Source organism: Coleofasciculus sp. (assembly GCF_046539235.1).
Lineage (GTDB): Bacteria > Cyanobacteriota > Cyanobacteriia > Cyanobacteriales > Coleofasciculaceae > Coleofasciculus.
On sequence record NZ_JBKHHI010000056.1, the window covers coordinates 1 to 23,417 of the forward strand.

Consider the following 23,417-nt stretch of genomic DNA (forward strand, 5'->3'; position numbering starts at 1 on the left):
ATGAAATGGTTTTGATCAAATCCGTGACGATTAGTTTTACTATCGTCACTTTTTTTTATAGTTGGCATCTCTAGGATATCGGTCAAGAAAGCGGGTTTCTTTGGGTAAAAGCTTGATATTTCGTTGTTATCCTCATGAGAAACCCGGTTTCTCGGAATGACCGACGCTCTAGTGCAGTACACCAGGTTACTGCCAATAACTAGGTACTTGTTGTCACAGTTGTTGTCAAGAAGCGAAAAAAGTTATCAATGATCTCATCAGTTGATAATTTCTTGTTGATTGTTCATTGTACTCGCCAAGGGTTAATCCAGCTACAGGTCAATCTGGACAAAGGTTTCACTGTTTGTAAACAAATGTTACAAGGAATTTATTAAAAAATATTGCCATTGTCTTGAAAGAATTGCTAATGTATGCGTAATGAGTCGATTCTGGTAGAAGCTCATCTAGTCTATAGGAGGCTAATTGTATAAGCACTGCGTTTATCTTGACGGTCAGGTGGTTGGCTGATTTAGCGAATTACCAACCAGATATGTATCGGGACACTCGATCAACAACTCACGCTTCCACATTCACCGAGTTCCACTGGAGACATATCATGATCATGATTCACTCTTTGCAGTTACCGCATGACTGGAGATCATGTTCGACTCACGGGTCAGCTTTTCATAGAACCCGTTAATTTCAAAGATTTGATTACTGTTTCATCGCCAGATCACTCGCCAATTCACTTAAAAAATGGCGCAGCGTGAAACAAGTCCTACTCTTCAAAGTTTTAGTGCAACGACAGAAATAATCCAACATTTTGATTACTTATGTCTCACCTCATGCTGAGGCGGTTAGGAGGAGTTATGTACCCCTGAGCATGAATAGTCGGAAAAAACCGAGTGAGACTCAACAAGAATGAGGTTTTTGCCATGAATATTCAAGGAAAGACTGCTTTGGTTACCGGAGCATCGCGGGGAATTGGTCGCGCGATCGCCCTCGAACTCGCTAAACAAGGTGTTAAGCGCCTAGTCTTAGTTGCACGCGATCGCCAACGTTTAGCCGCCGTGGCGACGGAGATTGAAAATTTAGGAGTCGAAGTCGCTATTTTGGCGTTAGATTTAACCCAACTGGTAGACGTCAATGTGGCAATTGCTCGCGCTTGGCGCACTTACGGACCGATTCACATCTTGGTTAACTGTGCTGGCGTTGCCCATCAAACTCCATTTTTAAACGCGAAACTGCCCAAGATGCAGGAGGAGCTGGCAATTAACTTGATGGGATTATACACGATTACCCGTCTGCTTGCCAAACGGATGGCAGCTCAACGCCAAGGGATCATTATTAACGTCTCCAGTTTAATGGGCAAAGTCGCCGCGCCGACAATGGCGACGTATTCCGCCACCAAGTTTGCGATTTTAGGCTTCACCCAAGCGTTGCGGGGCGAACTAGCACCCTATAATATCCGGGTGATTGCCTTGCTCCCCTCCCTCACGGATACTGATATGGTGCGGGGTTTACAGCTATTTCGCTGGGTCATGCCCATGACACCTGAGCAGGTAGCCAAAGCCATGGTTACGGGACTGCAAAAGGATTCACCGGAAATCCTGGTGGGATGGCAAAGTCATTTAGCCGTGTGGTGCAGTCGGATTGCGCCGTGGCTGATGGAGAAGGTATTAAAAATGGCGGCACCTCTCTCCCGAACGGGTGCATTACCTCCTGTGGTTCCCAGTCATCGTTGAGCCGAATCGGACAATTGTGGATAAGTAGGGGCTTGGTAACCAAGTAGGGGCTTGGTAACCAAGCCCCTACTCAAAACTACGCCAGACGCCGACTAATACACCTTGTACCTCTACCTTTTCTGTTTCCACTTCTATGGGCGGATAATTAGAATTAGCAGGTTGCAGGGTGATCATATCCTCTTGCCGATAAAAATGTTTTAATGTTGTACCGTATCCTTCGACTCTAGCGGCGACAATCTGACCATTTTTCAGTTGATCAGGTTCAGGAACAGGCTGCATAATCACCAAATCCCCTTCTCGAATTAAGGCTTCAATCATGCTATCCCCTGTAACCCGCAGGGCAAAATTACCGGGTTGGGTGAATAAACCGGATAAATCAATCCGATCCATCCCATCGGTAAAGGGTTCAACCATACCCCCCGCCGCGATCGCACCCAGTACAGGGACTCCCGATACGGTACTACCCAGAATCCGAATTGTCCGGGCTTTGCCTTCTGTCCAGTCAATGTAGCCTTTATTGCGTAAATGTTCGAGCCGACTCTGAATCGGTGCTGGCGATCGCAGGTTCATCGCCCGCATCATTTGCCGGATTGAGGGCGCGTGTTGGGCTGTTTGAATATAATCAACCAGCCAATCATAGAGTTCTTTTTGGGCTTGGGTGAGGGGTTCCATAATCTTACAAATTACACTCTTGTTTTGACGTTACAGGTTGTCAAGCAGATGGTTCAACCATTCGACTTGCCAGTCTTTATGGCAGTCAATCTGCCCTGTTTGGGTTAAATTGAAACCCATTATTCAACTCAACGAATACTATTTACTATAGGACATTAGTAGTACGAATGTCCTATCATTGTCCGGTTAAAAGCAATGTTTAATCAGTTTTATGTAGGGGCGGGTTTCCCTATTAACGTTTTTGACCTCACCCAGATACAAGTAAACCCGCCCCGACTTAACCATCCCCTCTGCTGGCTTAATCAGCGCCTAAAAGACTAGCCAGTAACGCTTTCTGGGCGTGCATCCGGTTTTCGGCTTGATCCCAAATCCGCGATCGCGAACCTTCCATCACTGCTTCGGTAATCTCTTCGCCTCGGTGGGCGGGTAAACAGTGCAACACGATCGCATCCTTTGCCGCTAAACTCAACAGTTGTTCATTGACCTGGTACGGTAAAAAGACCGGAATTCGCGCATCGGCTGACGCCTCCTGACCCATACTTGCCCAGACATCGGTATAAATCACATTAGCGTCCTTAACGGCTGCCTTTGGATCATCCGTAATCGTCACTTCACTGTTGACCGCCAGTTGTTTAGCTCGATCTACAATTAAACTATTCGGTTGGTAAGCTGATGGTGTGGCAACTCTGACATTCATCCCCATGAGGGCGCATCCTACCATGAGTGAGTGAGCCACATTATTACCATCTCCCAAGTACACTACCGTCGTACCCGCTAATGAGCCGAAGCATTCTTGCATGGTCAACAAGTCTGCCAAGACCTGACAAGGGTGTTCTAAGTCAGTCAGGGCGTTGATAATCGGAATCTGAGCATACTCCGCAAATGTTTCTAGTTCTTTTTGCTCGAAGGTGCGAATTGCCAGGATGTCCAGATACCGATCCAAGACCCGGGCTGTATCTACCACAGGTTCTCCCCTCCCCACCTGGGTGACATTGGGGTTCAAGTCAATCACTTGACCCCCCAGTTGGTACATTGCCACCGAAAAACTGACTCGGGTTCGGGTCGATGCCTTATAAAACAAAAGCCCTAACACCTTATTGCATCGCAGGCTAACCTGACCGGTTTTCAACTGGGTAGCTAGATGCAACAGTTCGTGAATTTCATCCGCACTCAGGTCAGCTAAACCTAACACGTCTCGTCCTTGTAATGCCGTCATGTTCCTTCTCCGATGACTCAGTGGATCGGCGCTTGCCAGAAAGCACGTTGGCTGAGGTAATCTCACCCAGCACCAATTTTTACCGATGTCAGTCTCCTACGGCTACCCAGGTTTTGGCAAGAAGCACCGTGCTAAAAATTTAGCAGATTTTTATCGGATCAGTTTAATTTTGAGGCGGATGATGTAAAATAATAGTTTTTTTTTCGGAAGCGTTGAGAACCGATCACCAATACCAACTCTCGATCCCCCGTAGATTCCGTGAGTTGGCATTGACTTGATTAAATCGATGCATTTAACCATCCTAAATTCTAAACCTTATGAAACGCTCCGTCATCCTTCTCTGTGTCGTTGCCATTATTAGTACCAATCTTGGTTTTTTCTATCTGGCATCTGGGTATCTTACTGAAGAATTCTATCCCACTCAGAAACTCCTCTGGCTGGTTTTGAGCTTAGTGAGTCTGAGTTTAATTTTGGCACTCCCGATCGCCTTAGGATTGATTAAGGCTTTTTCTACTGTGCAAGATAATACCAAAAACCCTCGGTTTGGTGAGCTTCCCACCTCGCTCCCGTTTCAGGATAACCCCAACATAAGACAATCCGGCGATCGCATCCCCTCAATCATCGCTGCCCAATTCGCCACGAACCAAGCCTTAACCACTAATAAAGATACCACCCCCCCTGTTCTCAACCAGCCCGTTAACCAACAACCACCCTTTCGCGATCGCCTCCAGGAAATCGCTGAATATTTATCTGATCAAGACCTTGATTTTCTTTCACAGGAGTCAAATCCTAGCACTTCTGCATTGATGGCAAAAGTTAAGCAGGTTGTCAATTTTACCGATACCCTTTTCGATGCCTTCAGCTTCAAGCCCAATCCTCCTCAATCTCTCAATTCGTCAGTCGATCTACGCTCCATCACTCAAGACCTGTTAGAGCTTTGTCAACCCTTAATCCGGCAAAAAAATTTACAATTACGCAACTCCATCGCTGTCGATTTCCCCCAATTTAAGGCTGATTCCGATCAATTGCAGCAAATTTTGTATAACTTAATCATTGACATGATTAAGTTTACCGAACAAGGCGCGATCGACGTTTCAGCAAAGATCACCCCTGATCAATTAAAACTAACTATCGCTGATATCGGCATCACTATTCCGGCAGAGCAATTACTAGAAAATGCCTATAGTGCCACCATCCAACAGTACAGTAGTACCGCCGTAGGATTGATCTTGACCCGACGTCTAGTCGAACTCAATGGCGGTCAACTACGGGTTGAATCAATCGGCAATCAGGGTTCTCGCTTTATTTTGACGCTACCCATTTCTGGAAATCAACAAATCCGATTAGCCGCGTCTGGTAAAAACTCTCTCTCTCTAGTAAAACCCACCCATAAAATACCAGCCAAATTTAAAACCTCTCCGGTTTTTAGCCAATCATTCAAGATTTTAATTGTAGACAATGAATCGACCAATTGGCAACCCCTGCTCAAGCTATTTTTAGCTTCTCCCAATTACAGCGTCAAACGAGTATCTAATGGCAGTCAAGCTTTAGCGGAAATCGAAAAAGGCTTTCAGCCTAACTTGCTGATTGTGGATGCCGCAATTCCTCCCATGGATGGCTATGAACTTTGTCAAAAAATTCGCACTTTTTTCTCAGCCAATGAATTGCCGATTATCCTCGTTGACGATAAAGAAAAACAACCAGACTGGCAAAAAATATGGAGCTACCGGATCAATGATTATTGGACGAAGCCGATTAACCCCAATGAGATGATTGCTCGAATTAATCCTTATCTGAAACTAAACCAGATCAATGCCAACTGCGACCGCTTCATCCCGCCTAAATTACTCCAAATTTTAGGTTATACCAACCTCGGTGAGGCTCAATTGGGGGATTGCGTTCAACGAGATATGACGATTATGTTTGCCGATATTCGTTCATTTACCACTCTATCTGAGAAAATGTCGCCCCAGGAAAATTTTGATTTCATCAACAATTATTTTAAGAAAGTTGTCCCCACCATCCGTCAGCACAATGGTTTTGTGGATAAGTACATCGGGGATGCGATCATGGCAGTCTTTCCCGAAAAAGCTGAAGAAGCATTAGACGCGGCGATTGAAATGCAAAAACAGATTGCCATCTATAACGGGAAGCAGGAAGAAAACGGAAGTCTACCGATTTCAGTGGGTATGGGACTCCATAATGGTAGTCTAATGCTAGGTACCATTGGAGAAGAACAACGGATGGAGGCAACAGTCATTTCTGATGCAGTGAATCTGGCATCTCGCTTGGAAGGATTGACGAAGATTTTTGGCGCGTCGATTATCTTTAGTGAAAAGTTTTTGCTGAGTCTGGATAATCCGTTAAGCTATAATTACCGATTTTTAGGGAAAGTTCCGGTTAAAGGACGGAAAAAAGCCGTCTCTGTCTTTGAAGCTTTTGATGGTGAACCCCTGATGTCGGTTAATCTGAAAATTAAGCATCGAGGCAAGTTTGAGTTGGGTATTCATCTTTTTTATAGCCGAAAATTTGCCGAGGGCTATAAAATATTTAAAGAGATTTGTCAAGAAAATAATCAGGATAAAACGGCTCTCTTCTACATGAAGCGTTGCCGCAAGTTCCACAAGCTATGGAGGTGGGGGCAATGGGATGATTTTAATAGCAAGAGATATCAATTTTAAATTATGAAAAGTAAGACAGAATGCTGTTTGAAGGTAGAGGAATTCCCGAAGGCAGATGGCTTCAGCGCGAGGGCAGAAGGAAAGGAACAAGGTGGTAAGGTAGAAGCAAATGATAATAATAATTTAGACTCAGGTATTGCACCTGACCAGAACGAGTGGAAATCGTGGAACCAGACGAAACCAAGTCTGCTTGGGCGGACTAACAGAAAATTAAGGGTTTGGCAACCCGCAAAGGTGGGTTTAGTTTGTGTAGCTGCGGTTTCAACCGCCCTATTGAGAATGGTGGTTATGGCGACTCCGGTTCAGGGCGCGACGAAAATCTATATTCCCTATGGTCCTTTAGAATTTTCTCTGTCCATTGCGGCACTGGAAGTTTACGCCACCGAGGGTAAAATTGAGCCAGAATTGGCGTTTTATGCTAACCATGTGGAACCGCAACAGTTAGAACGGTTACGGCAAGTTTTAGTTACCCCCATCGATGTGAGTCCAGTCGCGATCGCACAGTTTCTCTATTCGCCTCAAGGGGAAGCCATATTGGAACGGTTGGGGGAAGTGATTCAAACTAAAGCCGGTCAAGAGGGATTCTATGCGATTCGGGCGGCATTAATCAAAGCGGCGGCTGAACCGGGGGGGCTAACCTTATTAAATGTACTGCGGGAGTTTCCCACTTATGGTATAAGGATTAACTCTGCCCGGAGTTTTGAGATCATTGAAGAACTATCTCGGTTAAGTCGGCAAACCCAACAAGCGATCGCCGGGGTGAATCAGGAGGCGATGGCGGAAGTTCAAGCCCAGATTGAGTCACTGTTTCCCCAAATGCTACCCGACTTTTCCGAATTACCTGATTTGCGGGAACCGGGACCTATTGCCTATTCTCAACAAACCCTGACATTGAGTGATCCCAGTCGCGGACGCCGATTTCCGGTGGATTTGTATTTACCGTCTTCGATATCGGCTGGGGCAGGATTAACTCCCCTAATTGTAATTTCCCACGGACTCGGTTCTGATCGGATGACGTTTGAATATTTAGCCGAACATTTGGCGTCTTATGGGTTTGCCGTAGCCCTACCGGAACATCCTGGTAGTAATGCCGAACAATTACAAGCCCTGAGTCGAGGACTAGCCAGTGAGGTGACGCCACCGTCAGAATTCATTGACCGTCCCTTGGATATTACCTTTTTATTGGATCAACTGGAACAATCCTATCGAGGACAGTTAGATCTGGATCATGTTGGCGTATTGGGTCAATCCTTTGGTGGTTACACAACCTTGGCGCTAGCGGGTGCTGAACTTAATTTTGAGCGATTGCAGCAAGTTTGTGGTGAGTCAGAAGATTCCTTAAATGTATCACTGCTGCTGCAATGTCGGGCATTAGAGTTACCCTTGGCGGACTATGACTTTCGTGATCGGCGTATTCAAGCCGCGATCGCAATTAATCCGGTGGGGAGTGCTATCTTTGGCAAATCAGAGTTTGCTCAAATTCAAATCCCCCTGATGCTAATATCCGGGAGTAATGATACCGTAGCACCCGCCCTCCCCGAACAGATTCAACCCTTTACTTGGTTAACCACAGCGAATAAGTATCTGGCGTTGCTGAATAAAGGTACTCACTTCTCTAACCTGGGAGTTTCGACAACGGCGGTAGAATTGCCACCAGAAGTGATCGGTCCTGATCCCGCGATCGGGCGTGCTTATACCCAGGCGTTGAGTCTTGCCTTTTTTGAAGTCTATATCGCGGGTCAATCGGAATATCAGCGTTATCTGAATGCGGCTTATGCACAATTCCTCAGTCAAGACGCCATGCCATTGAGTTTAGTCGAGTCTTTAAGTCTAAATCAGCTTTCTGAACAGACGGATGAACCGCCAAACTCTTCGCCCTCACCACAGGCACCGCTTTTGATTCCGCTTCCGTAAACTTATGTTTCAAAATTTTGTCGTTTTTAAACAAATATAAAAGACTCTATCAAGGGGTTGCCTATCTCAGAGAACGTGCTAAATTGAATATAAAGCTAAATAACTTCTGGCGACAGATAAAACAGCTTAGTCTACAAATGTGGAATGAAGTTAGGAGGAATAAAAAACCTGTCTCATTTAATATCTGTCTCATCAGAAGATAGCAACAAACACCATAACAACAGCAACATTCATCGAGAACGTTGACATTTCCTCAAATAGAATCTAGGAAGCTGCGTAACTGAATAATTGATTGATCAGTACCACTTCAAGTTTCATTGCCCAAAGGAGGAAATCACTCAGCCAGTATTGTTTGAATGTTGTTGTTTGTTTGGAACACTGATTGCACGGATTTATATAAATGGTAGGGGTGGGGTGGGAGAGGTTAGTCGCACTGATTTCACAGAGGTGTTAGTGGTGAGGGGGCAAAGTTAGATTGTTGGGGAAATGATTAAGTTCTCTGTGACAATCTGTGTTATTCACGATTGAGTCTTCTGGAGAATGTCATTGTTATCTGTGTAATCTGTGTTGACGAATGCAAGGATTTTTGAATTTAAACAAATCGGCTGGATTCACGTCTCATGACTGTGTTGCGAAAGTGCGGCGTTTACTGCGGCTGAAGCGAGTGGGACATGGGGGAACCTTAGATCCAATGGCTACGGGGGTTTTACCGATCGCACTAGGTAAAGCCACCCGATTGTTACAGTATATGACCTCAGAGAAGGCATACCAGGCGACGATTCGGTTGGGGGTGAAAACAACAACCGATGATTTAGAGGGAGACATGGTGGCGACTTCCTCCGCCTCTGGGTTAACCCTAGAGACAATTGTGCCTTTCCTGCAACAGTTTCAGGGAAAAATCGAGCAAGTTCCCCCGATGTACAGCGCCGTTCAGGTTCAGGGGAAACGGCTGTATGATTTAGCGAGGGCGGGTCAAACAGCGGAAATTCCCACGCGCCAGGTTGAAGTGTATCAGATTGAGGTATTAGAGTGGCGTCCAGGGGAATTGGCAGAATTGGATGTGGCAATCGCCTGTGGTGCGGGAACCTATATTCGCTCTATTGCCCGTGATTTGGGAGAGGTTCTCAATACTGGTGGAACGTTAGCGTCTCTGATTCGTACCCAAAGCAGTGGATTTAAGTTAGACCATAGCTTAACCTTAGAAGAATTTGCAGCACAGGTACAAGCCGAAACCTTTAATCCGATTCCACCCGAAGCCGCGTTAGAGCATTTAGCTAGGATTACTTTATCGCCAGACGAGGCTCGTCGTTGGTGTCAGGGTCAACGTATTATATATCAAGACGCCTCGACTGATTCTGCTGCCAATATCCGGCGAGTTCACCACGAAAATGGCACATTTATGGGTATTACTCAGGTGATTGAATCAGGCGGTGAGGTATTGCTTGCACCTAAGATGGTTTTCGCAGATTGAGGTATTAGGAAAAGGCATTTTACTTTTTATTTTAAGTGAACCCGATTCATAATGGCAAATCTATTAAAAATTGTTGAGCGTTTGAATCAAGTTGAGGATTTTCTATCCAAACTTAAGAAACATTTGCCCCATACCCAATCGCGTCTTCACCCCAGTCCCCGCAAACTGACCATAATGAACCAATAAACTCGCCACATTTGCCAACAAAGGATCAGTCCCCTTCAAAACCTGTAACCTGACATCGCCAACAAAGCCATTCACATACCCGCGTTGCAACTGAAGCGATCGCGTTTTAATCTGGTGACGCTGAACCATGACAAACTCACTCAAATACCCGATCAACTCATCCCTTCCCAAATAAACCGGGGCAAAATGATTCCAGCGTTCCAACCAACTGCGAAACATCAAAGCCGGTAGAGGAAAGGGTAAATAAAGCCGCTGCTGGGCAAAAGCTGTGGGCGTGGTAAACTCCAACTCAAACCGCCGCATCGGTTCCGGTTCATTTGCCACAAAACTCGTATAAAGCTGTTCATAACAACTCCTCTCATCCTGGCGATTCACCACCGTAAACCGCGCCCCTAGGAACTCCACAGACTCCAGACACAGAGACGCGATCGCTTTTGCCGCTTTTTCCTGTAATCCTGATAACGATAGCTGGTAAAATTCTCCTGGATAGAAACTAACAAACCCCTGACTCGGTGGCGAATATCCCACCAATCCAGCAAACGCCACTGAAGGAATCCTCTCACCCCCCAATTCCATTCCCATCCGTTGATGTAACACTTTGACTAATTCCAACCCATAAGCGCGGGGTAAAACCGCCGTTTCATGAGTTGTTAATGTCCAGGTTGAACGAATCAGCATAATTTTATTAAGGTAATCGGTAATAATTTAGCCCCTCACATTCAACTTCACCCATCCCGGAACATACTGAATATCCCCCTGGGAATTCACCACCGTTCGCCGAGACTTGGGCGCTGCAAAATTTGGTGCAGCAATCCCACAAGCATCGCGAATTTGTTGCTGTACGTCTGGTGCAAATACATGATTAATCGTTGTCCCAAATAACCCACTTCCCCACCCCAATCGCAACGTATACGGACAATCCGGTTTCACATAGAAATTATCCCAAACCCGATCAAAATTCAACGACTTCCCCCGATGGCGATTATTTCGCATATTTTGCCAATACTCAACCTGTTTATCCCACTGCTGTTGGGCAAACTCCTGACAAATCCGTAGTAAATCATCAATCGTACTAAAGGGAATATCAATTCCCTGATTATGGTGAAACCAAGACAACATCTCCTGATCCAACGTAATCGTAAACTCCGTGCGGACATTTCGCACCATTTCTACATACAGAGGCGCTTTATACTTAGCCAGCCAGTCTTGAAAATGACTAGAGACAATCACCTCCGCCACAACTGGAGAATTAAACCCAACCTTTTTCCCCCGCTTATTCTTGCGCGTCTGCTTCACCAACGGCGACGTATCCGACACCTTAACCGCCCGTAAAATATCCCTATTTTGGATAGAACTGGGATGGTACTCTTTCCCCTGATACTGTAAGGAATAATCGCCAAACCAATTATCCATAAACAACGTATCATCCACAAACTTCTGTTGCTGGTTATTCCCCAACCCTCCCTGACTCAATCGCTTGCGTAACTCCGACTCAATCGCGCTAATGCCCTGATTAGGCGGAATCTGATAATTCAGAAAACAATTCGCGATCGCGGTTCGGATTGCCCCTTTTATTGAGGAACCAGGAATGTATAATTGTCCTATCCCATTGCGAATCATCGGACGCAGCATAGAAATCGTTTGTCCCTCATCCTGAGTCCACAGGGGACGCCGATCAGAAATTTGCTTTAATTTATCCTGCCAAGCATCACCAAAAGCCACCTTAATTAAGGAAGTAATACTTTCTTTATTTTCAATTGTTGCCATATAATCTTGCAAAAACCGTCCCCCCTGTTTCAACAACGCTTGCGCCAAGGCTTCTGGATTCGGTAGATAAATTGTTGTCCCCACTTGGACATATTCAAAGGGATTCAGTTGAGAGACTTCTGCACCAATATGTAAGATAGGACTTCTTAGTTCAATCGTTTTTGATTCATAATTTTGGGTTTTGTAGGTGTTGAAGATAGTTAAAGCTGAGGAATCAGAATTAGTCATGATATTAAATTAAGGTAGAGGGCAAAATAGAATTGTAGGAGGGCTGAAGGGTGAAAGCATTCTACTTAAGAAGAGATCCCCTCTAGCCCCCCTTAAAAAGGGGGGAATAATAAACGGCTCAAAGTTTTTCTCCGACAATGCGAATGATAAATAACTCAAGATTTTGTTCCTAAAATGTGAATAATAAACGACTCAAAGTCCCCCTTTTGAAGGAGGATTTAGGGGAATATAAACTGGTGAAACCTACGACTGTCCATCGGTAATTTAATCGAGTAGACAGTTTCACATTAAATTGACAGAAATAAATACTCGCGCCCTCTCTCCCCATCAGCAACAGTTGCTCACAAAATGACATAACCTTTACTTTTTCCTTTTTACTTAATTGGTAAACTCAACCCAATCCCATTCCGATAAACCTGATGAGACTTAAACCTAGCAGGCGTCACATCTGCCAACTCTCCACCAGGAACAAAGGGAAAAACCGACCCTTCTATAAACATTTTCACATTTTTACGCCGCAATTGCTGCCCAGAAAAGGGAGAACAAATCCAACCGCCCCGTTCCCTGAATTCGTAGTAGGAATGATTCTCTAATTCATGGCTTAACTCCGACGCAAAACTACTCTGCCAAAACAAACTCATTAAACAATAAGAATTTTCTTCCTGAAAACTCACCACCTGTTGCCAATCTGGGGGTAAATCCGACCAACAGTCCACCTGAAACAGTCCCGCACCGCTGGAACGTTCCCCACCGATTCCAGTTTCCCCTAGCAACTGAAATGCCGCATATAAACGGTTCTCTAACTCTGGATTTTCTGTCCTAAACTTTAGCAAAAAATACAACCCCGAATAATCAGGCGCTTGTTCAAATTTAACCAACCCCGTATGATAAAAATTGGTAGCATGAGTGAGACGGTCTATAGCTAATTTCGGCAATTTATGCTTCTGATAAGTTTTCCCATACTCAAACGTTCTCGCCTCATGTAAATCCCCCGGAACCCCTCCCTGTCCGGAATTAGCCGTCGCCTCCAACTCCACGCGATCGCCTTCTGTAAACCCTTCCCCTTGATACCAACGTTGCCAAATATTTAGAGGTAAATACTCTAACTTTTTGTACATCTTCGCAAACCCTAAATCATCTCCTGTGGGATAATTCCGAGGATGAATTAAGGGACGAGGCAAGTAATAAAGCACCATTTCCCCCAATTGCTGATAAATAAACGTCGAACTCATTCGCACTGGAGGAGACGCCCGAAACTCTGCCAACAAATCCTCCACCGCATCTGTACCAAATAAACGGACATACGCCGTAATCCAGGCACTAAATAACGTATCTGAACGTATTCGTTCCGCCGTTTCCTCAATACCAATTCCTACCTCACCAAAATGTACCGGGTGTCGTCCAAAATTTATTCGTACTAACTTCCAAAGACTCATATTTTATCGAGTTGTATTTAAATTACTTGCTTGCTTGTAGTCGGCACTTTAGTGCCTTGATTCCAGCACTAAAGTGCTGACTACGAACCACATTATTCAGGTAATTCTCCCTGAATTTGGCGAGAAAGTTGACCAAACCCTGCCAACAACGCCGCAGTATCCTCAAACTCCAAAAACGGCAATCGGAAATTAATCGCCTCATCCGTTGTTACCCGGCGATATTGACTTAAATCCCGCCAAAAACAGCGAAAATTACAAAACTCCACCTTGCCATAGCCACGAGACCCATGTCCGCCCAAGGCATCATCTTCTAAAATAGACAAAGCCACGGCAATATTTTGTAAATCCTCCACCCCCTGCTGGACATCTTCCACTGTATAAACCAACTCAAACTCAAACCGAGAATCTGCCGGAACTCGTTCAATTTGGCGGGGATTCGCGGCGGCGGTAACGCGGTCAATCCCGTTTTCAAATTTCCACTCGGTCATGTATAATCGGGTGTCAACCCGTTGGAGTTTCTTCGCCGATTCCTCTTGTAAATGACAATCCCGAATAATTAACCGGGCGGGATGATTTCGACCCCGTTTAATCTGGGTATATTCCACCCCATCAATCTCGCGAGTCACGACTCTCCTCTGACTCTCAACCGCCTCTAACTCTTCCTGTCGCCTCAGATTACTTTCCACCCAAAAATTCGACCCACCCGTAGACCCAAATAAGCGACTAATTGGACAGGTTCTCGCCCCTTGATAAGCAATCGGATCACCACTATCTACCTGGCTATAGCCATCAACCCAATCATCACTTTCATAGCGATAAGTATCCCGGCTTCCTGCCCGATTCAGGGGTTTATTATAGAACCGTTCTAAAATTGAGCGCAGTTTTCCTTTAATTGAGGAACCGGGAAGATAGGGATACTGAGTGAGGGGGTCACGAACCACTGGCTTATCCAAGCCACCAATATCCAGATTTTCTCCCCCGCCACCGATGTGGAGTCCGGTTTTGACAACTAGGGTACTTTGTAAACGGAATTTACCAATTAAGGGTCTAGGTTGTAGCATGATTAATTATCTCGTCCTCCAGCAGCTTTGTGATAGGCAATAATCGATTCAATGAGTTGAACTAAGCGATCAAAATCAGGGGTATCATACAGATGGTCAATGGCGACAGCGATGACATCAGCTAGGGGTTGAACCGGACTTTTATGGCGACTTTGCTGACGGGCGGCGGCATAAGCGAGTTTGGGTTTAAGTAGAATTACTTCATCTTCGATAGTTTGAAATTGCTGGGTTTCATCTTGAGAGAGTTTGACTTTTAAGCGATTAACCGCATCTAAAAATTTGCGAATTTGATTGGTTTTTAGTCCTTGGTTAACCAGATGATTTCCCAGTTTTTCGGCTTGAGTAACCAGTTGGCGAATTTCATAGTCTTGCAGTCCATTTTTCAGTTGGCGGATAGTTTGGATCATTTCCTGGTCTGGACTGATATCAGTCTTGACGCCAGAAGATTTCTGGATGGCGGTTGAGGGTGGGGATTTTTTCGGAGATTCGGGTCTTTTTGGCGGTTTATTCATCGTAATTAGTTTAAGGTAAGTCAAACTCTTACAGAGGACGAATGACGAATGACGAATGACGATTTACTTTTCTCGATTTAACACCTCAATCCACGTCGCTATAGCCCGGAAATAGGGAGCGTTATAAGGACTCTTTAACGAGACTCGTATCGGCTGAAAGGTTGGCTGATTGAGAACCGATTGGGGTAATCTCGCTAACGTATAGGCAATTTTAGGAAGATGTAAGAAATAGCGAGTATCCCACTGCTGTTTCTCTGGCTGGTCTTTCATTCGGTCAAGCATTTTTTCCTGGAGGTCAGCAGTAATTAAGAGGTGACGGACAAAACGGCGGGAATAATACTGATCTAAATGTTGATTTAACCTGTAAACCAAGGGAAAAACTCCCCATAACGGCGGTTGTGTTTCCGGTTGCAAATACTCCCTCACCTCCGGATCAAGTGCCGCTAAATTTACCCTCCCTAACCACTCTTCCCATTTAAACACCTGACCAAATAAACTCAAACTTTGCCGCCCATTTCCTTTCGCCGCTTCCTCCGCCTCCCCAGCTGCGTGGGCGGCTTGATACAGGGGAAACTTTACCCCCGCCAGACTAATTCCCCCGGATAAGGTAATATCCGGATGGTGTCCGGTATAGGCGCGGAAACATTGGTACACATCAAAGCCAAATTCCACCACTTCATTCCAAGCGCCACTGATAAACACATCATCGCCACCCGCATAAATAAATAACAGATTCCGGCGCGGACTTTCACTCAAGGCTTGGACGTTAGCTAAGACAGGAACCGTATCCCGGAGACTGAGAAATTTCTCCTGACGAGACTGGGCTAAACTATTAAGATACACCTTAAAGAAATAACTGATTAACCGCGACAATCCCGCCACTCGCGCTAAGGTTTGCTTCTCCCCCAACCCCCGGGCAAAAATTTGTCCCAATCGGTCTACATCCATCCGCAAATAACCGACTCGTTGAATCCCTTGAGCAATATCTGCCAGTTCTGCGGCGGACATAAACCCGGATTCGGCTTCTTTTTGCGTCCGTTGTCCGTAGTTTCCTAAGAGTAGGGGAACCGCATTCCGATAATGGCGGAAACTATAATGGTCAATTGTCCAGTCATTGACCAGAAACACGGTGTCTAAATTGGGGTCAATCTGTTTCCAGTTTTGCCAGTTTGGGTACAATCGATAGTCAATGGTTACGGCTTCCCGTTCCTCGGTTGCGGGTAACTGGAAGGAGAGAAGCGGCTGAGAATTAGAACCATTTGGAGAGGGCGATTCCCCCTTATCTTGGCGATGGGAACGGATAATCGCCGCCAGATGGAACAACTCGCCCCCCAATTGAAACATCTGGCGACAGGTGTCGCAGGCTAAAACAGAATCGGGTTCATGGGGGTTGAGGGGGTGAAGGGTGTCTACATCATCTCGATGACAGACTCGACAAGGGTCATAAGCCGGACGGGGTTGCATCATATCGGCAAGATTTTGGGCAAATTTCCGGGATTTTTGTTGGGCTAATTTTTGAGTTACCGTTGACCAAGACTGGGCAAATTCGGCAGTTTTCACGGCTTGGGGGTCAAATTCCTGACTATCCAAGGCGAGGAAGATGTTTCCTTGGAAATGGTGAAGCAGCCACTGATTAATCTGCTGCTGAACTTGTTGAATTCGGTGACAATTTTCCGGTGTCGCGGCGGCGATAAGGTAGAGATTCCCCCCACCTGCATAGATAATTGTCGTGCGCGGTAATTCCAAGGCGTCTAGGAGTTGTTGAACGACTTCTTCTGTCACTAATTCCAGGTAAAAACTCCGCGCCCGTAAGGATTTTAATGCACCATCACTGGAAATCGTATAGATAAACGTTTGAATTCCGGATAAGTCTCCAGCGATTAGCATCAGTTTCCTAGTGGTGGAAGCATTAGCTAAGGCGACAGCTATAGCAACAGTGGCGCGAGTTAAGTCAATTAAGGCGACATCCTCTTGACCTAAACTCAGATGGGAGGCAAATTTCTCTAAAATGAGAGTCAGTAAGGAGAGGTTTTGCCAGTCTAAGGGGGTAAGATGAGTGAGAACCTGGCGAATGGCGTCCTGTATCTCTCCCATCTCTGATTGTTGCGGTTGAGGATAAGGAATCGGGGGATTAGTATCCGCGATCGCAACGGCATTCCAGTAATATGTGCTTGAGGGACGCTGGGTTAGCTGCACCTGGTCAAACAGAACTCGCAAGGGTTCCGGAGTTTGGGATTCCTGCCATTCCAACAGGTTGATGGCTTGCGTGACAGCGATTTGAGGGGATTCTGGAAGGGTGACATCGGTCAATTCCAGGGGTGAATTCGTCCAGGTTGCCAAAATCCGGACTGCTTTTTGAACGATGGCGAGGGCGATTTTATGGTTTTGGGTTAAGGTGGGAGTGTTTTTCACGGTGAACTGAGTTAGTGATTCCCTGTTCTTGATGATTCCCAGTCTACTCCCTGCCTGGAAGGGGTAATTTCCAGTTTTAAGGCAGAAGGCAGAAGGCAGATAACTTATCCTCCTTAAAAGTTCAGTCACGTTTGGGATAATGTACCGAAATCTAGGATTATTTTCTCCTACATCGAACCTGGAAAATAAAATGATTTGAGTTAAGTTTCCCTCACATCGCCAACACCATCCCCCACTGCGATCGCGTCTTAATCCGGTAACGCTTGACCCCAAGCAGAATCAGCGATTAACTCACCCCTCCCCCCCATCAACCGGGGCAAAATAAATCCAGAGTTTTCGCGATCGCATGATTCTGGGCGATGACTCCAATCAACGATAGGAAAAGGAGTTGAGTTGACGTTCCTGTCGTATTGGGTTAGATTACCTGTAGTCCCAGACTGGGCAGAAATATTCTCGCGATCGCACAAAGATGGAATCAGGATACCCGATTCACTTGTATTGGTAAGAAACAGTACCTTGAAAACCTCATAAAATTAGTAGAGATAGCTAATGTCCGAAAATCAGGGCAAAAAAGCGACGCTCAAGCAAAATGGCTAAAACCCTGATTCTTCCGTGGTGAGCTTCGCTGCCTTATTGGGTAAAGCTTTCAGCCGTTTTTTCGGAAAATTTTACCCCGTTGAATGGGTCAAAATTGATAAGCTTCGGTAATGGCTTCTAGAACCCATACAGGGTAAGGGTTTCAAATTGAGGGGTTCCACTTACCTCTTCCCCGTCAGGGGATGGAAACTTAATGAAGTATGCCTCATCGTAATTGTTCAAATCTAGCGGTTACACCATTGCCGCCTTATTACACGATGCCGTAGAAGACCAAGGGGGTGCAGCAACCCGCCAGGACATCTTGCATCAGTTTGGCGAACAAGTCGTGGCAATTGTCGATGGTTGTACCGAATCTGACACAGACATCAAACCCCCTTGGCGAGAACGGAAACAGCAGTATTTAGAGAAGGTGCGCCAAGGGTCAGAAGCCGTGCGGCGAGTGGCTTTAGCGGACAAACTGCACAACGCGCGATCGCTGGTGATGGAAACCCGGTGTCAGGGCGAAGAGATTTGGTCAGTCTTTAGTGCGGGAAAGCAGGGGACATTATGGTTTTACCATGCATTCTTAGACTTGTATCGCACCACTAATCCCAGTCCGATGGTCGAAGAATTAGCACAAGTGGTCAGCACCTTGGAATGATTAGCGTACAACTCATTTGAGCCATCATACCCAATCACCTAAAGGTGTAGCCAGGTGAAATGTAGTCAGGGTTTAGGGTGTGGGCAAATCCGGAGGAGTGGTGTTTCCTTTGGGCGCTGGTTTTAAGCCGATGAGCGGATTTGAACCGCTGACCGTTCGATTACGAATCGAATGCTCTACCACTGAGCTACACCGGCATCACTTGACTACTATAGCAAGCTTTGGCACAAGTAACTGCATCTTTTTCCTTCTATGGCATGAACCCTGTGAGCAGGTTACTCCAAAGATACATTTTTTTATATTAAAGCAAGGTTTGGCATAATTCACCGCCCAAGGTGGGGATAGGCATGTCACCATTAAGCTAGAGAGGTACGATCAACGAAACTCATGACCCATTCAACCCCAAACAATCGCCAGCCCCAGTCGAACCTCAAATCCCGACAGATGAGTCCGGAAAAATACGCTCGACTGAAAGCTGAGGCAAAAGCGCCCTACCGAGGTCTGAGAAAATTTATCTATGGGGCATTTGCTGCCTCTGGCTTTATTGGAGGACTTGTTTTCCTGGCACAGTTAATTGCAGGTCGAGAAGTGGGGACAGCATTTCCCAATCTGGCGCTACAAGTTGGCATCGTCGCCCTCATGATTTGGCTATTTCGCCTAGAACAACGGGCAGAGCGTAAGCCATAGGTTAAGATTGGCTTGAACTCGACAGATATCTGAATTAGGCAACAGCCAACCTGCCTCTTTTAATCTCCAGGTAAAATTTCTAACGCTGTAGAGTTCATCCGAAACAATAGACCAATCCGAATGTTAAAGTTCCCATCAATGGGTATTAGGTTGTTTAGGAATTGTCGGCTCGTTTTATGGAAATCGAACAACGATTGGGTCTATACCAGGTTTTCCTGAAGCTCTACGAGTATCATCGAGGTTTACTCGATGAAATCCTCCAGCTTGAGAAAACGGGTCATAAAACGTTCTCGAGTCGAACAGTTCGCTTTGTCACGGGTATCGTTCAAAGTCAGCGACCTTGTCTGATGACCAATCTGGTAGAGGGGAAAACCCAAACCCTGTTTCAACCTCAGGGAATTTGGACTATCGGTCGCGATCGCCAATTGGCGATATCGATTCCAGATCCCCACTTATCCCGTCATCATGCGGCGATTTACTATCTGCCAAGCAAAGGATATTACCTAGTCGATTTTAAAAGCACGAATGGCACCTATGTCAACGGTGAACCTGTCCACGGGCATATATCGCTTAAAGATGGTGATTGCATTCGACTCAGCACCCTGGCGTTTTACTTTTTCCTCTGCAACGACACCCAAAAGCTCAACCCCACCTCCCCAGAAATTATCGCGAAACTGAAAGCCTCCAAAGTGTCTTCCTCTGTAGAAGCCTCCTCATCCTCAAAACGAAACGCCCCAGATGAAGATTTGGAATTACCTGCAAAAGTCAAAGGCTCTGAAGGGGACTATCACAAAGGGACATCACAATTTTTGCAAGAACTATCAAAGTTAGAAGAGTTATCTGGAGAACCTGCTTTACCTAAATTAAATTCCCTTCAACGCGCAGAAATTTTAGACCGATTTTTCAGTCGGCAAATTCCCAATCCGTAAACTAAGTAGGGCTTGCTGAATACATGTTGTGATCAGGATAGGAAACGGGGAACAGGGAATAGGGAATAGAGAACAGGAAAGATTGGAGTACGAGCGAGACGTTCATTTTAGCTGTGCCACACCAGTAGTGGCATGGCACACCTTATTTGATCAATTAGAATTACACCCAGAAACAGTAGGGGCGCATAGACGTGCGCCCTATCCAATGGTAGAATCTAATCCACAATTTTAGCTGTGTCACACCAGCAGGGTGCGTTACCGAAGCTAACGCACCCTTGATCAAGGTTTTGAGGATTCAGCTTAATCTTCCTCAAAATTTTCTTGTTCTTCCTCTTGCTCCTCGCTTTCATCTGGGTTGATGGAATTCGCTGACACCATAGCTCCCATATCAAGCTGTTCGCGCACTTGTTGTTCAATAGTCGCAGCAATTTCAGGATTCTCTTCAATATACCTGACACTATTATCACGACCTTGGGCAATATTATCGCCGTTGTAGCTATACCAAGCTCCCTTGCGGTTAATCACTCCTGTTTGTTCAGCCAAGTCAACCAGACATCCTAACCGGGAAATCCCTTGTCCAAAGATAATGTCAAACTCAGCAATTCGGAAGGGTGGCGCAACTTTATTTTTTGCTACCTTGACCTTAGCGCGAATTCCATATTCCCCTTCGCTGGCTTTCTTAAGCGTTTGAATCCGGCGAATATCTAAGCGGACTGAACAATAGAACTTAAGCGCATTACCGCCTGTTGTGACTTCTGGAGAGCCGTAGGTGATACCAATTTTTTGTCGCAACTGATTCAGGAAAATGACGGTGCAGCCCGATTTGCCAATATTCCCAGCAATTTTGCGTAGCGCCTTACTCATCAGACGCGCCTGCAATCCCACTTGGGTATCGCCCATTTCACCTTCAATTTCTGCACGAGGCACCAAGGCGGCTACCGAGTCAATCACAACAATATCCACAGCCGCCGATCGCACAAGTTGATCGACGATTTCCAGAGCAGATTCACCACTATCCGGTTGAGATACTAAAAGGTTGGCAATGTCAACCCCTAACGCTGATGAATAGGTGGGGTCGAGGGCATGTTCAGCATCGACAAAGGCGGCTACTCCACCGGACTTTTGCACTTCTGCGACGGCGTGCAAGGCGAGAGTCGTCTTTCCAGAACTTTCTGGTCCGTAAATCTCGATAATCCGTCCTCTGGGCAAGCCACCACCCAAGGCTAAATCTAGAGTAATTGCACCACTGGAGATGGTTTCCACCTTCATTCGGGTGGCATCTCCCAAACGCATAATCGAACCTTTGCCAAAGGTACGCTCAATCTGGTTGAGTACCAAGTTCAGGGCTTTTTCCTTTTCGGGACTGTTGGTGATTTGGGTAGCCATGGATGCCTCAAGAACTGTTATTGAAATGGACTGAGAATTAGTGCAGAAAGTTGGCTCTATTTTAACGCCGACTGCCTGCAAGATTAAAAGAACCTGATTTTTGGGACTAAATCACGGAAATGCTAATTTGTCAATGCTAAGACATCGTTCATCAACGCCATAATCTTGCCGAACTATTACTGTGTTTTGATCCCAAGTCTTGGGCTGGAGAGAAACATTTGACAGCATTTTCCCTCCCCCAATATAGAACACAGGTACTACTATAGCATTGTTAGGTCAATCGACAAGTTCGAGGATTTGGTGGGGGTAGGGGTGCGGAGGAGCTGGGGGAGCTGGGGAAGCCATGTAGAGACGTAGCATGCTACGTCTGGGAAGATGGGGAGATAGGGAAGATAGGGGAGATAGGGGAGATAGGGAAGATAGGGAATATAGGGAAGATAGGGAAGATAGGGGAGATAGGGAAGATAGGGAAGATAGGGGAGAGAAGAATTTTGTCAATGAACCATGAACCATGAACCATGAACAATGAACCATGAACCATGAACAATCAACAAATGACAAAGGACAAAGGACAAATGACAAATAACCCAGAAGCAACCCTTTCGGTGGCAGGATTAACCGACTACATTCAGGATCTGTTAGAGCAGGATACCCAACTCCAGAAGATTTGGGTAATTGGAGAAGTCTCTAGTGCCAACCGCCATCGGAGTGGTATGTTTTTTACCCTGCGAGATTTAGAGGGTAAGGCATCGATTCAGTGCGTGGTGTGGAACTCTGTGCTAAGTAAGCTGGTGCAACTTCCTCAATCTGGAGAACAGTTGATTGCATTAGGCAGTATCCGGATTTATCCGCAACGGGGACAATATCAGCTTATGGTTTGGCAGGCGTTGCCCGGAGGAGAAGGGTTACAGGCACTGCGCTACAATCAACTGCGCCAACGATTGGCGGCGGAAGGATTATTTGATGCCCAAAACAAACGCCCTTTGCCAACACATCCGCAAACGATCGCAGTCGTTACTTCACCGCAAGCCGCCGCTTGGGGAGATATTCGCCGCACCCTGCGACAACGGTATCCGGGGTTATCGGTGTTGTTTTCTCCGGCACAAGTGCAAGGGGATTTGGCACCCGAATCCATAATCAAAGCGATTGAGCGAGTTGAGCGAGACGGGAGGGCTGAGTTGGTGATTCTGTCGCGAGGGGGTGGCGCATCGGAGGATTTGGTTGGCTTTGATGATGAGCGAGTGGTGAGAGCGATCGCGAACTGTTCAATTCCAGTATTAACGGGAATTGGTCATCAACGGGATGAATCTTTGGCAGATTTAGTGGCTGATTTTTGCGCTCATACACCCACAGCCGCTGCTGAACGAGCCGTACCAGAATTGGCGACACTGATTAGGGAACATCAGCAGCGTCAGGAGGCGTTACATGAGGCAGTAACTCATCATTGGGATACCTGCCGCAACCAATTACACCAACTCAGAAATCGTCTCCAACGCTTACCCCTTAACCGACAGCTACAGCAGGAACAACATGCGATCGCGCAGCAGCGACAGCGATTAGTTAAAACCACATCTTGGCGTATAAGTCAAGCCACTCAACATTGCCAATTTCTGGGGCAAAAGTTAGCCACCCTTGACCCGACCAATGTTTTAAAACGAGGGTATGCAGTGGTGCGGACTGAACAAGGAACAATTGCTCGCAACGCGGCGAGTCTCGTTCCTGGAGAAGAATTACAGATTCAATTAGCAGAAGGGCAAATCAATGTTCAAGTCACAGAAATCATTGATTAGGGGCTGCTGAATAAGTCTTGTGGTGGGGAGAGGGAATAGGGAATAGGCAATAGGCAATAGTTTCAACTACCTGGAGAGAATAAAGGTTGTTGAACTCTGACGAATGAC

The 23,417-nt window shown here is 46.0% G+C and carries 18 protein-coding genes and 1 tRNA gene; 9 read left to right on the plus strand and 10 right to left on the minus strand.

Annotated elements, in window-relative coordinates:
* Positions 1-914: 914 nt before the first annotated feature.
* Complete coding sequence (locus ACLFWI_RS07555; protein WP_446412419.1) at positions 915-1,724, plus strand: SDR family NAD(P)-dependent oxidoreductase; 810 nt, start codon at positions 915-917, stop codon at positions 1,722-1,724.
* 66 nt (positions 1,725-1,790) lie between these two features.
* Here ACLFWI_RS07555 and lexA read toward each other — a convergent pair whose 3' ends face one another.
* Together lexA and argF are read right to left on the minus strand one after the other, a co-directional pair.
* Complete coding sequence (lexA, locus tag ACLFWI_RS07560; protein WP_446407621.1) at positions 1,791-2,396, minus strand: transcriptional repressor LexA; 606 nt, start codon at positions 2,394-2,396, stop codon at positions 1,791-1,793.
* 298 nt (positions 2,397-2,694) lie between these two features.
* Positions 2,695-3,612, minus strand: coding sequence for an ornithine carbamoyltransferase (gene argF / locus ACLFWI_RS07565; RefSeq protein ID WP_446412420.1), 918 nt, complete (start codon positions 3,610-3,612; stop codon positions 2,695-2,697).
* 317 nt (positions 3,613-3,929) lie between these two features.
* On the opposite strand from argF, the gene ACLFWI_RS07570 reads away from it, so the two are divergent.
* From ACLFWI_RS07570 to truB, 3 genes are all read left to right on the plus strand, one after another.
* A complete protein-coding gene (locus tag ACLFWI_RS07570; protein WP_446412421.1) occupies positions 3,930-6,293 on the plus strand; it encodes an adenylate/guanylate cyclase domain-containing protein in 2,364 nt (787 codons plus the stop codon).
* Between the two features lie 3 nt (positions 6,294-6,296).
* Positions 6,297-8,207 (plus strand): alpha/beta hydrolase, encoded by a 1,911-nt coding sequence (locus ACLFWI_RS07575; RefSeq protein ID WP_446412422.1) that lies wholly within the window; start codon positions 6,297-6,299, stop codon positions 8,205-8,207.
* Between the two features lie 574 nt (positions 8,208-8,781).
* Positions 8,782-9,678: a tRNA pseudouridine(55) synthase TruB gene (gene truB / locus ACLFWI_RS07580; protein ID WP_446412423.1), complete on the plus strand. Its 897-nt coding sequence runs from the start codon at positions 8,782-8,784 to the stop codon at positions 9,676-9,678.
* 102 nt (positions 9,679-9,780) lie between these two features.
* On the opposite strand, the gene cas6 is transcribed toward truB, so the two are convergent.
* The 6 genes from cas6 to cas10 form a co-directional block, all read right to left on the minus strand.
* Positions 9,781-10,542 (minus strand): CRISPR system precrRNA processing endoribonuclease RAMP protein Cas6, encoded by a 762-nt coding sequence (cas6, locus tag ACLFWI_RS07585; protein ID WP_446412424.1) that lies wholly within the window; start codon positions 10,540-10,542, stop codon positions 9,781-9,783.
* Positions 10,543-10,569: 27 nt separating this feature from the next.
* Positions 10,570-11,859, minus strand: a complete 1,290-nt coding sequence (gene csm5, locus ACLFWI_RS07590; RefSeq protein ID WP_446412425.1) for a type III-A CRISPR-associated RAMP protein Csm5 — start codon at positions 11,857-11,859, stop codon at positions 10,570-10,572.
* A gap of 374 nt (positions 11,860-12,233) precedes the next feature.
* Positions 12,234-13,295: a type III-A CRISPR-associated RAMP protein Csm4 gene (csm4, locus tag ACLFWI_RS07595; protein ID WP_446412426.1), complete on the minus strand. Its 1,062-nt coding sequence runs from the start codon at positions 13,293-13,295 to the stop codon at positions 12,234-12,236.
* A 92-nt stretch (positions 13,296-13,387) separates the two neighbouring features.
* Positions 13,388-14,356 carry a type III-A CRISPR-associated RAMP protein Csm3 gene (gene csm3, locus ACLFWI_RS07600; protein WP_446412427.1) on the minus strand — a complete coding sequence of 323 codons (969 nt, stop codon included), beginning with the start codon at positions 14,354-14,356 and terminating at the stop codon, positions 13,388-13,390.
* A gap of 2 nt (positions 14,357-14,358) precedes the next feature.
* Positions 14,359-14,868, minus strand: coding sequence for a type III-A CRISPR-associated protein Csm2 (gene csm2 / locus ACLFWI_RS07605; RefSeq protein ID WP_446412428.1), 510 nt, complete (start codon positions 14,866-14,868; stop codon positions 14,359-14,361).
* Between the two features lie 63 nt (positions 14,869-14,931).
* Positions 14,932-17,280, minus strand: coding sequence for a type III-A CRISPR-associated protein Cas10/Csm1 (gene cas10 / locus ACLFWI_RS07610; RefSeq protein WP_446412429.1), 2,349 nt, complete (start codon positions 17,278-17,280; stop codon positions 14,932-14,934).
* 811 nt (positions 17,281-18,091) lie between these two features.
* On the opposite strand from cas10, the gene ACLFWI_RS07615 reads away from it, so the two are divergent.
* Positions 18,092-18,517 carry an HD domain-containing protein gene (locus ACLFWI_RS07615; RefSeq protein WP_446408934.1) on the plus strand — a complete coding sequence of 142 codons (426 nt, stop codon included), beginning with the start codon at positions 18,092-18,094 and terminating at the stop codon, positions 18,515-18,517.
* 125 nt (positions 18,518-18,642) lie between these two features.
* Here the strand turns inward: ACLFWI_RS07615 and ACLFWI_RS07620 are convergent.
* Positions 18,643-18,714: transfer RNA gene (locus tag ACLFWI_RS07620), tRNA-Thr, on the minus strand.
* Between the two features lie 190 nt (positions 18,715-18,904).
* Here ACLFWI_RS07620 and ACLFWI_RS07625 point away from each other — a divergent pair.
* Positions 18,905-19,204, plus strand: a complete 300-nt coding sequence (locus ACLFWI_RS07625) for a DUF3493 domain-containing protein (RefSeq protein ID WP_446412430.1) — start codon at positions 18,905-18,907, stop codon at positions 19,202-19,204.
* A 176-nt stretch (positions 19,205-19,380) separates the two neighbouring features.
* Positions 19,381-20,133: an FHA domain-containing protein gene (locus ACLFWI_RS07630; RefSeq protein WP_446412431.1), complete on the plus strand. Its 753-nt coding sequence runs from the start codon at positions 19,381-19,383 to the stop codon at positions 20,131-20,133.
* 300 nt (positions 20,134-20,433) lie between these two features.
* Here the strand turns inward: ACLFWI_RS07630 and recA are convergent, their stop codons facing one another.
* Entirely contained in the window at positions 20,434-21,519 is a 1,086-nt protein-coding gene (gene recA / locus ACLFWI_RS07635; RefSeq protein WP_446412432.1) for a recombinase RecA, read from the minus strand.
* A 358-nt stretch (positions 21,520-21,877) separates the two neighbouring features.
* Between recA and ACLFWI_RS07640 the strand changes: the two genes are divergently transcribed.
* On the plus strand, positions 21,878-22,027 hold the full coding sequence (locus ACLFWI_RS07640; RefSeq protein WP_446412433.1) for a hypothetical protein: 150 nt from the start codon (positions 21,878-21,880) through the stop codon (positions 22,025-22,027).
* A gap of 31 nt (positions 22,028-22,058) precedes the next feature.
* Positions 22,059-23,309, plus strand: coding sequence for an exodeoxyribonuclease VII large subunit (xseA, locus tag ACLFWI_RS07645; protein WP_446412434.1), 1,251 nt, complete (start codon positions 22,059-22,061; stop codon positions 23,307-23,309).
* The last annotated feature ends 108 nt before the right edge of the window (positions 23,310-23,417 follow it).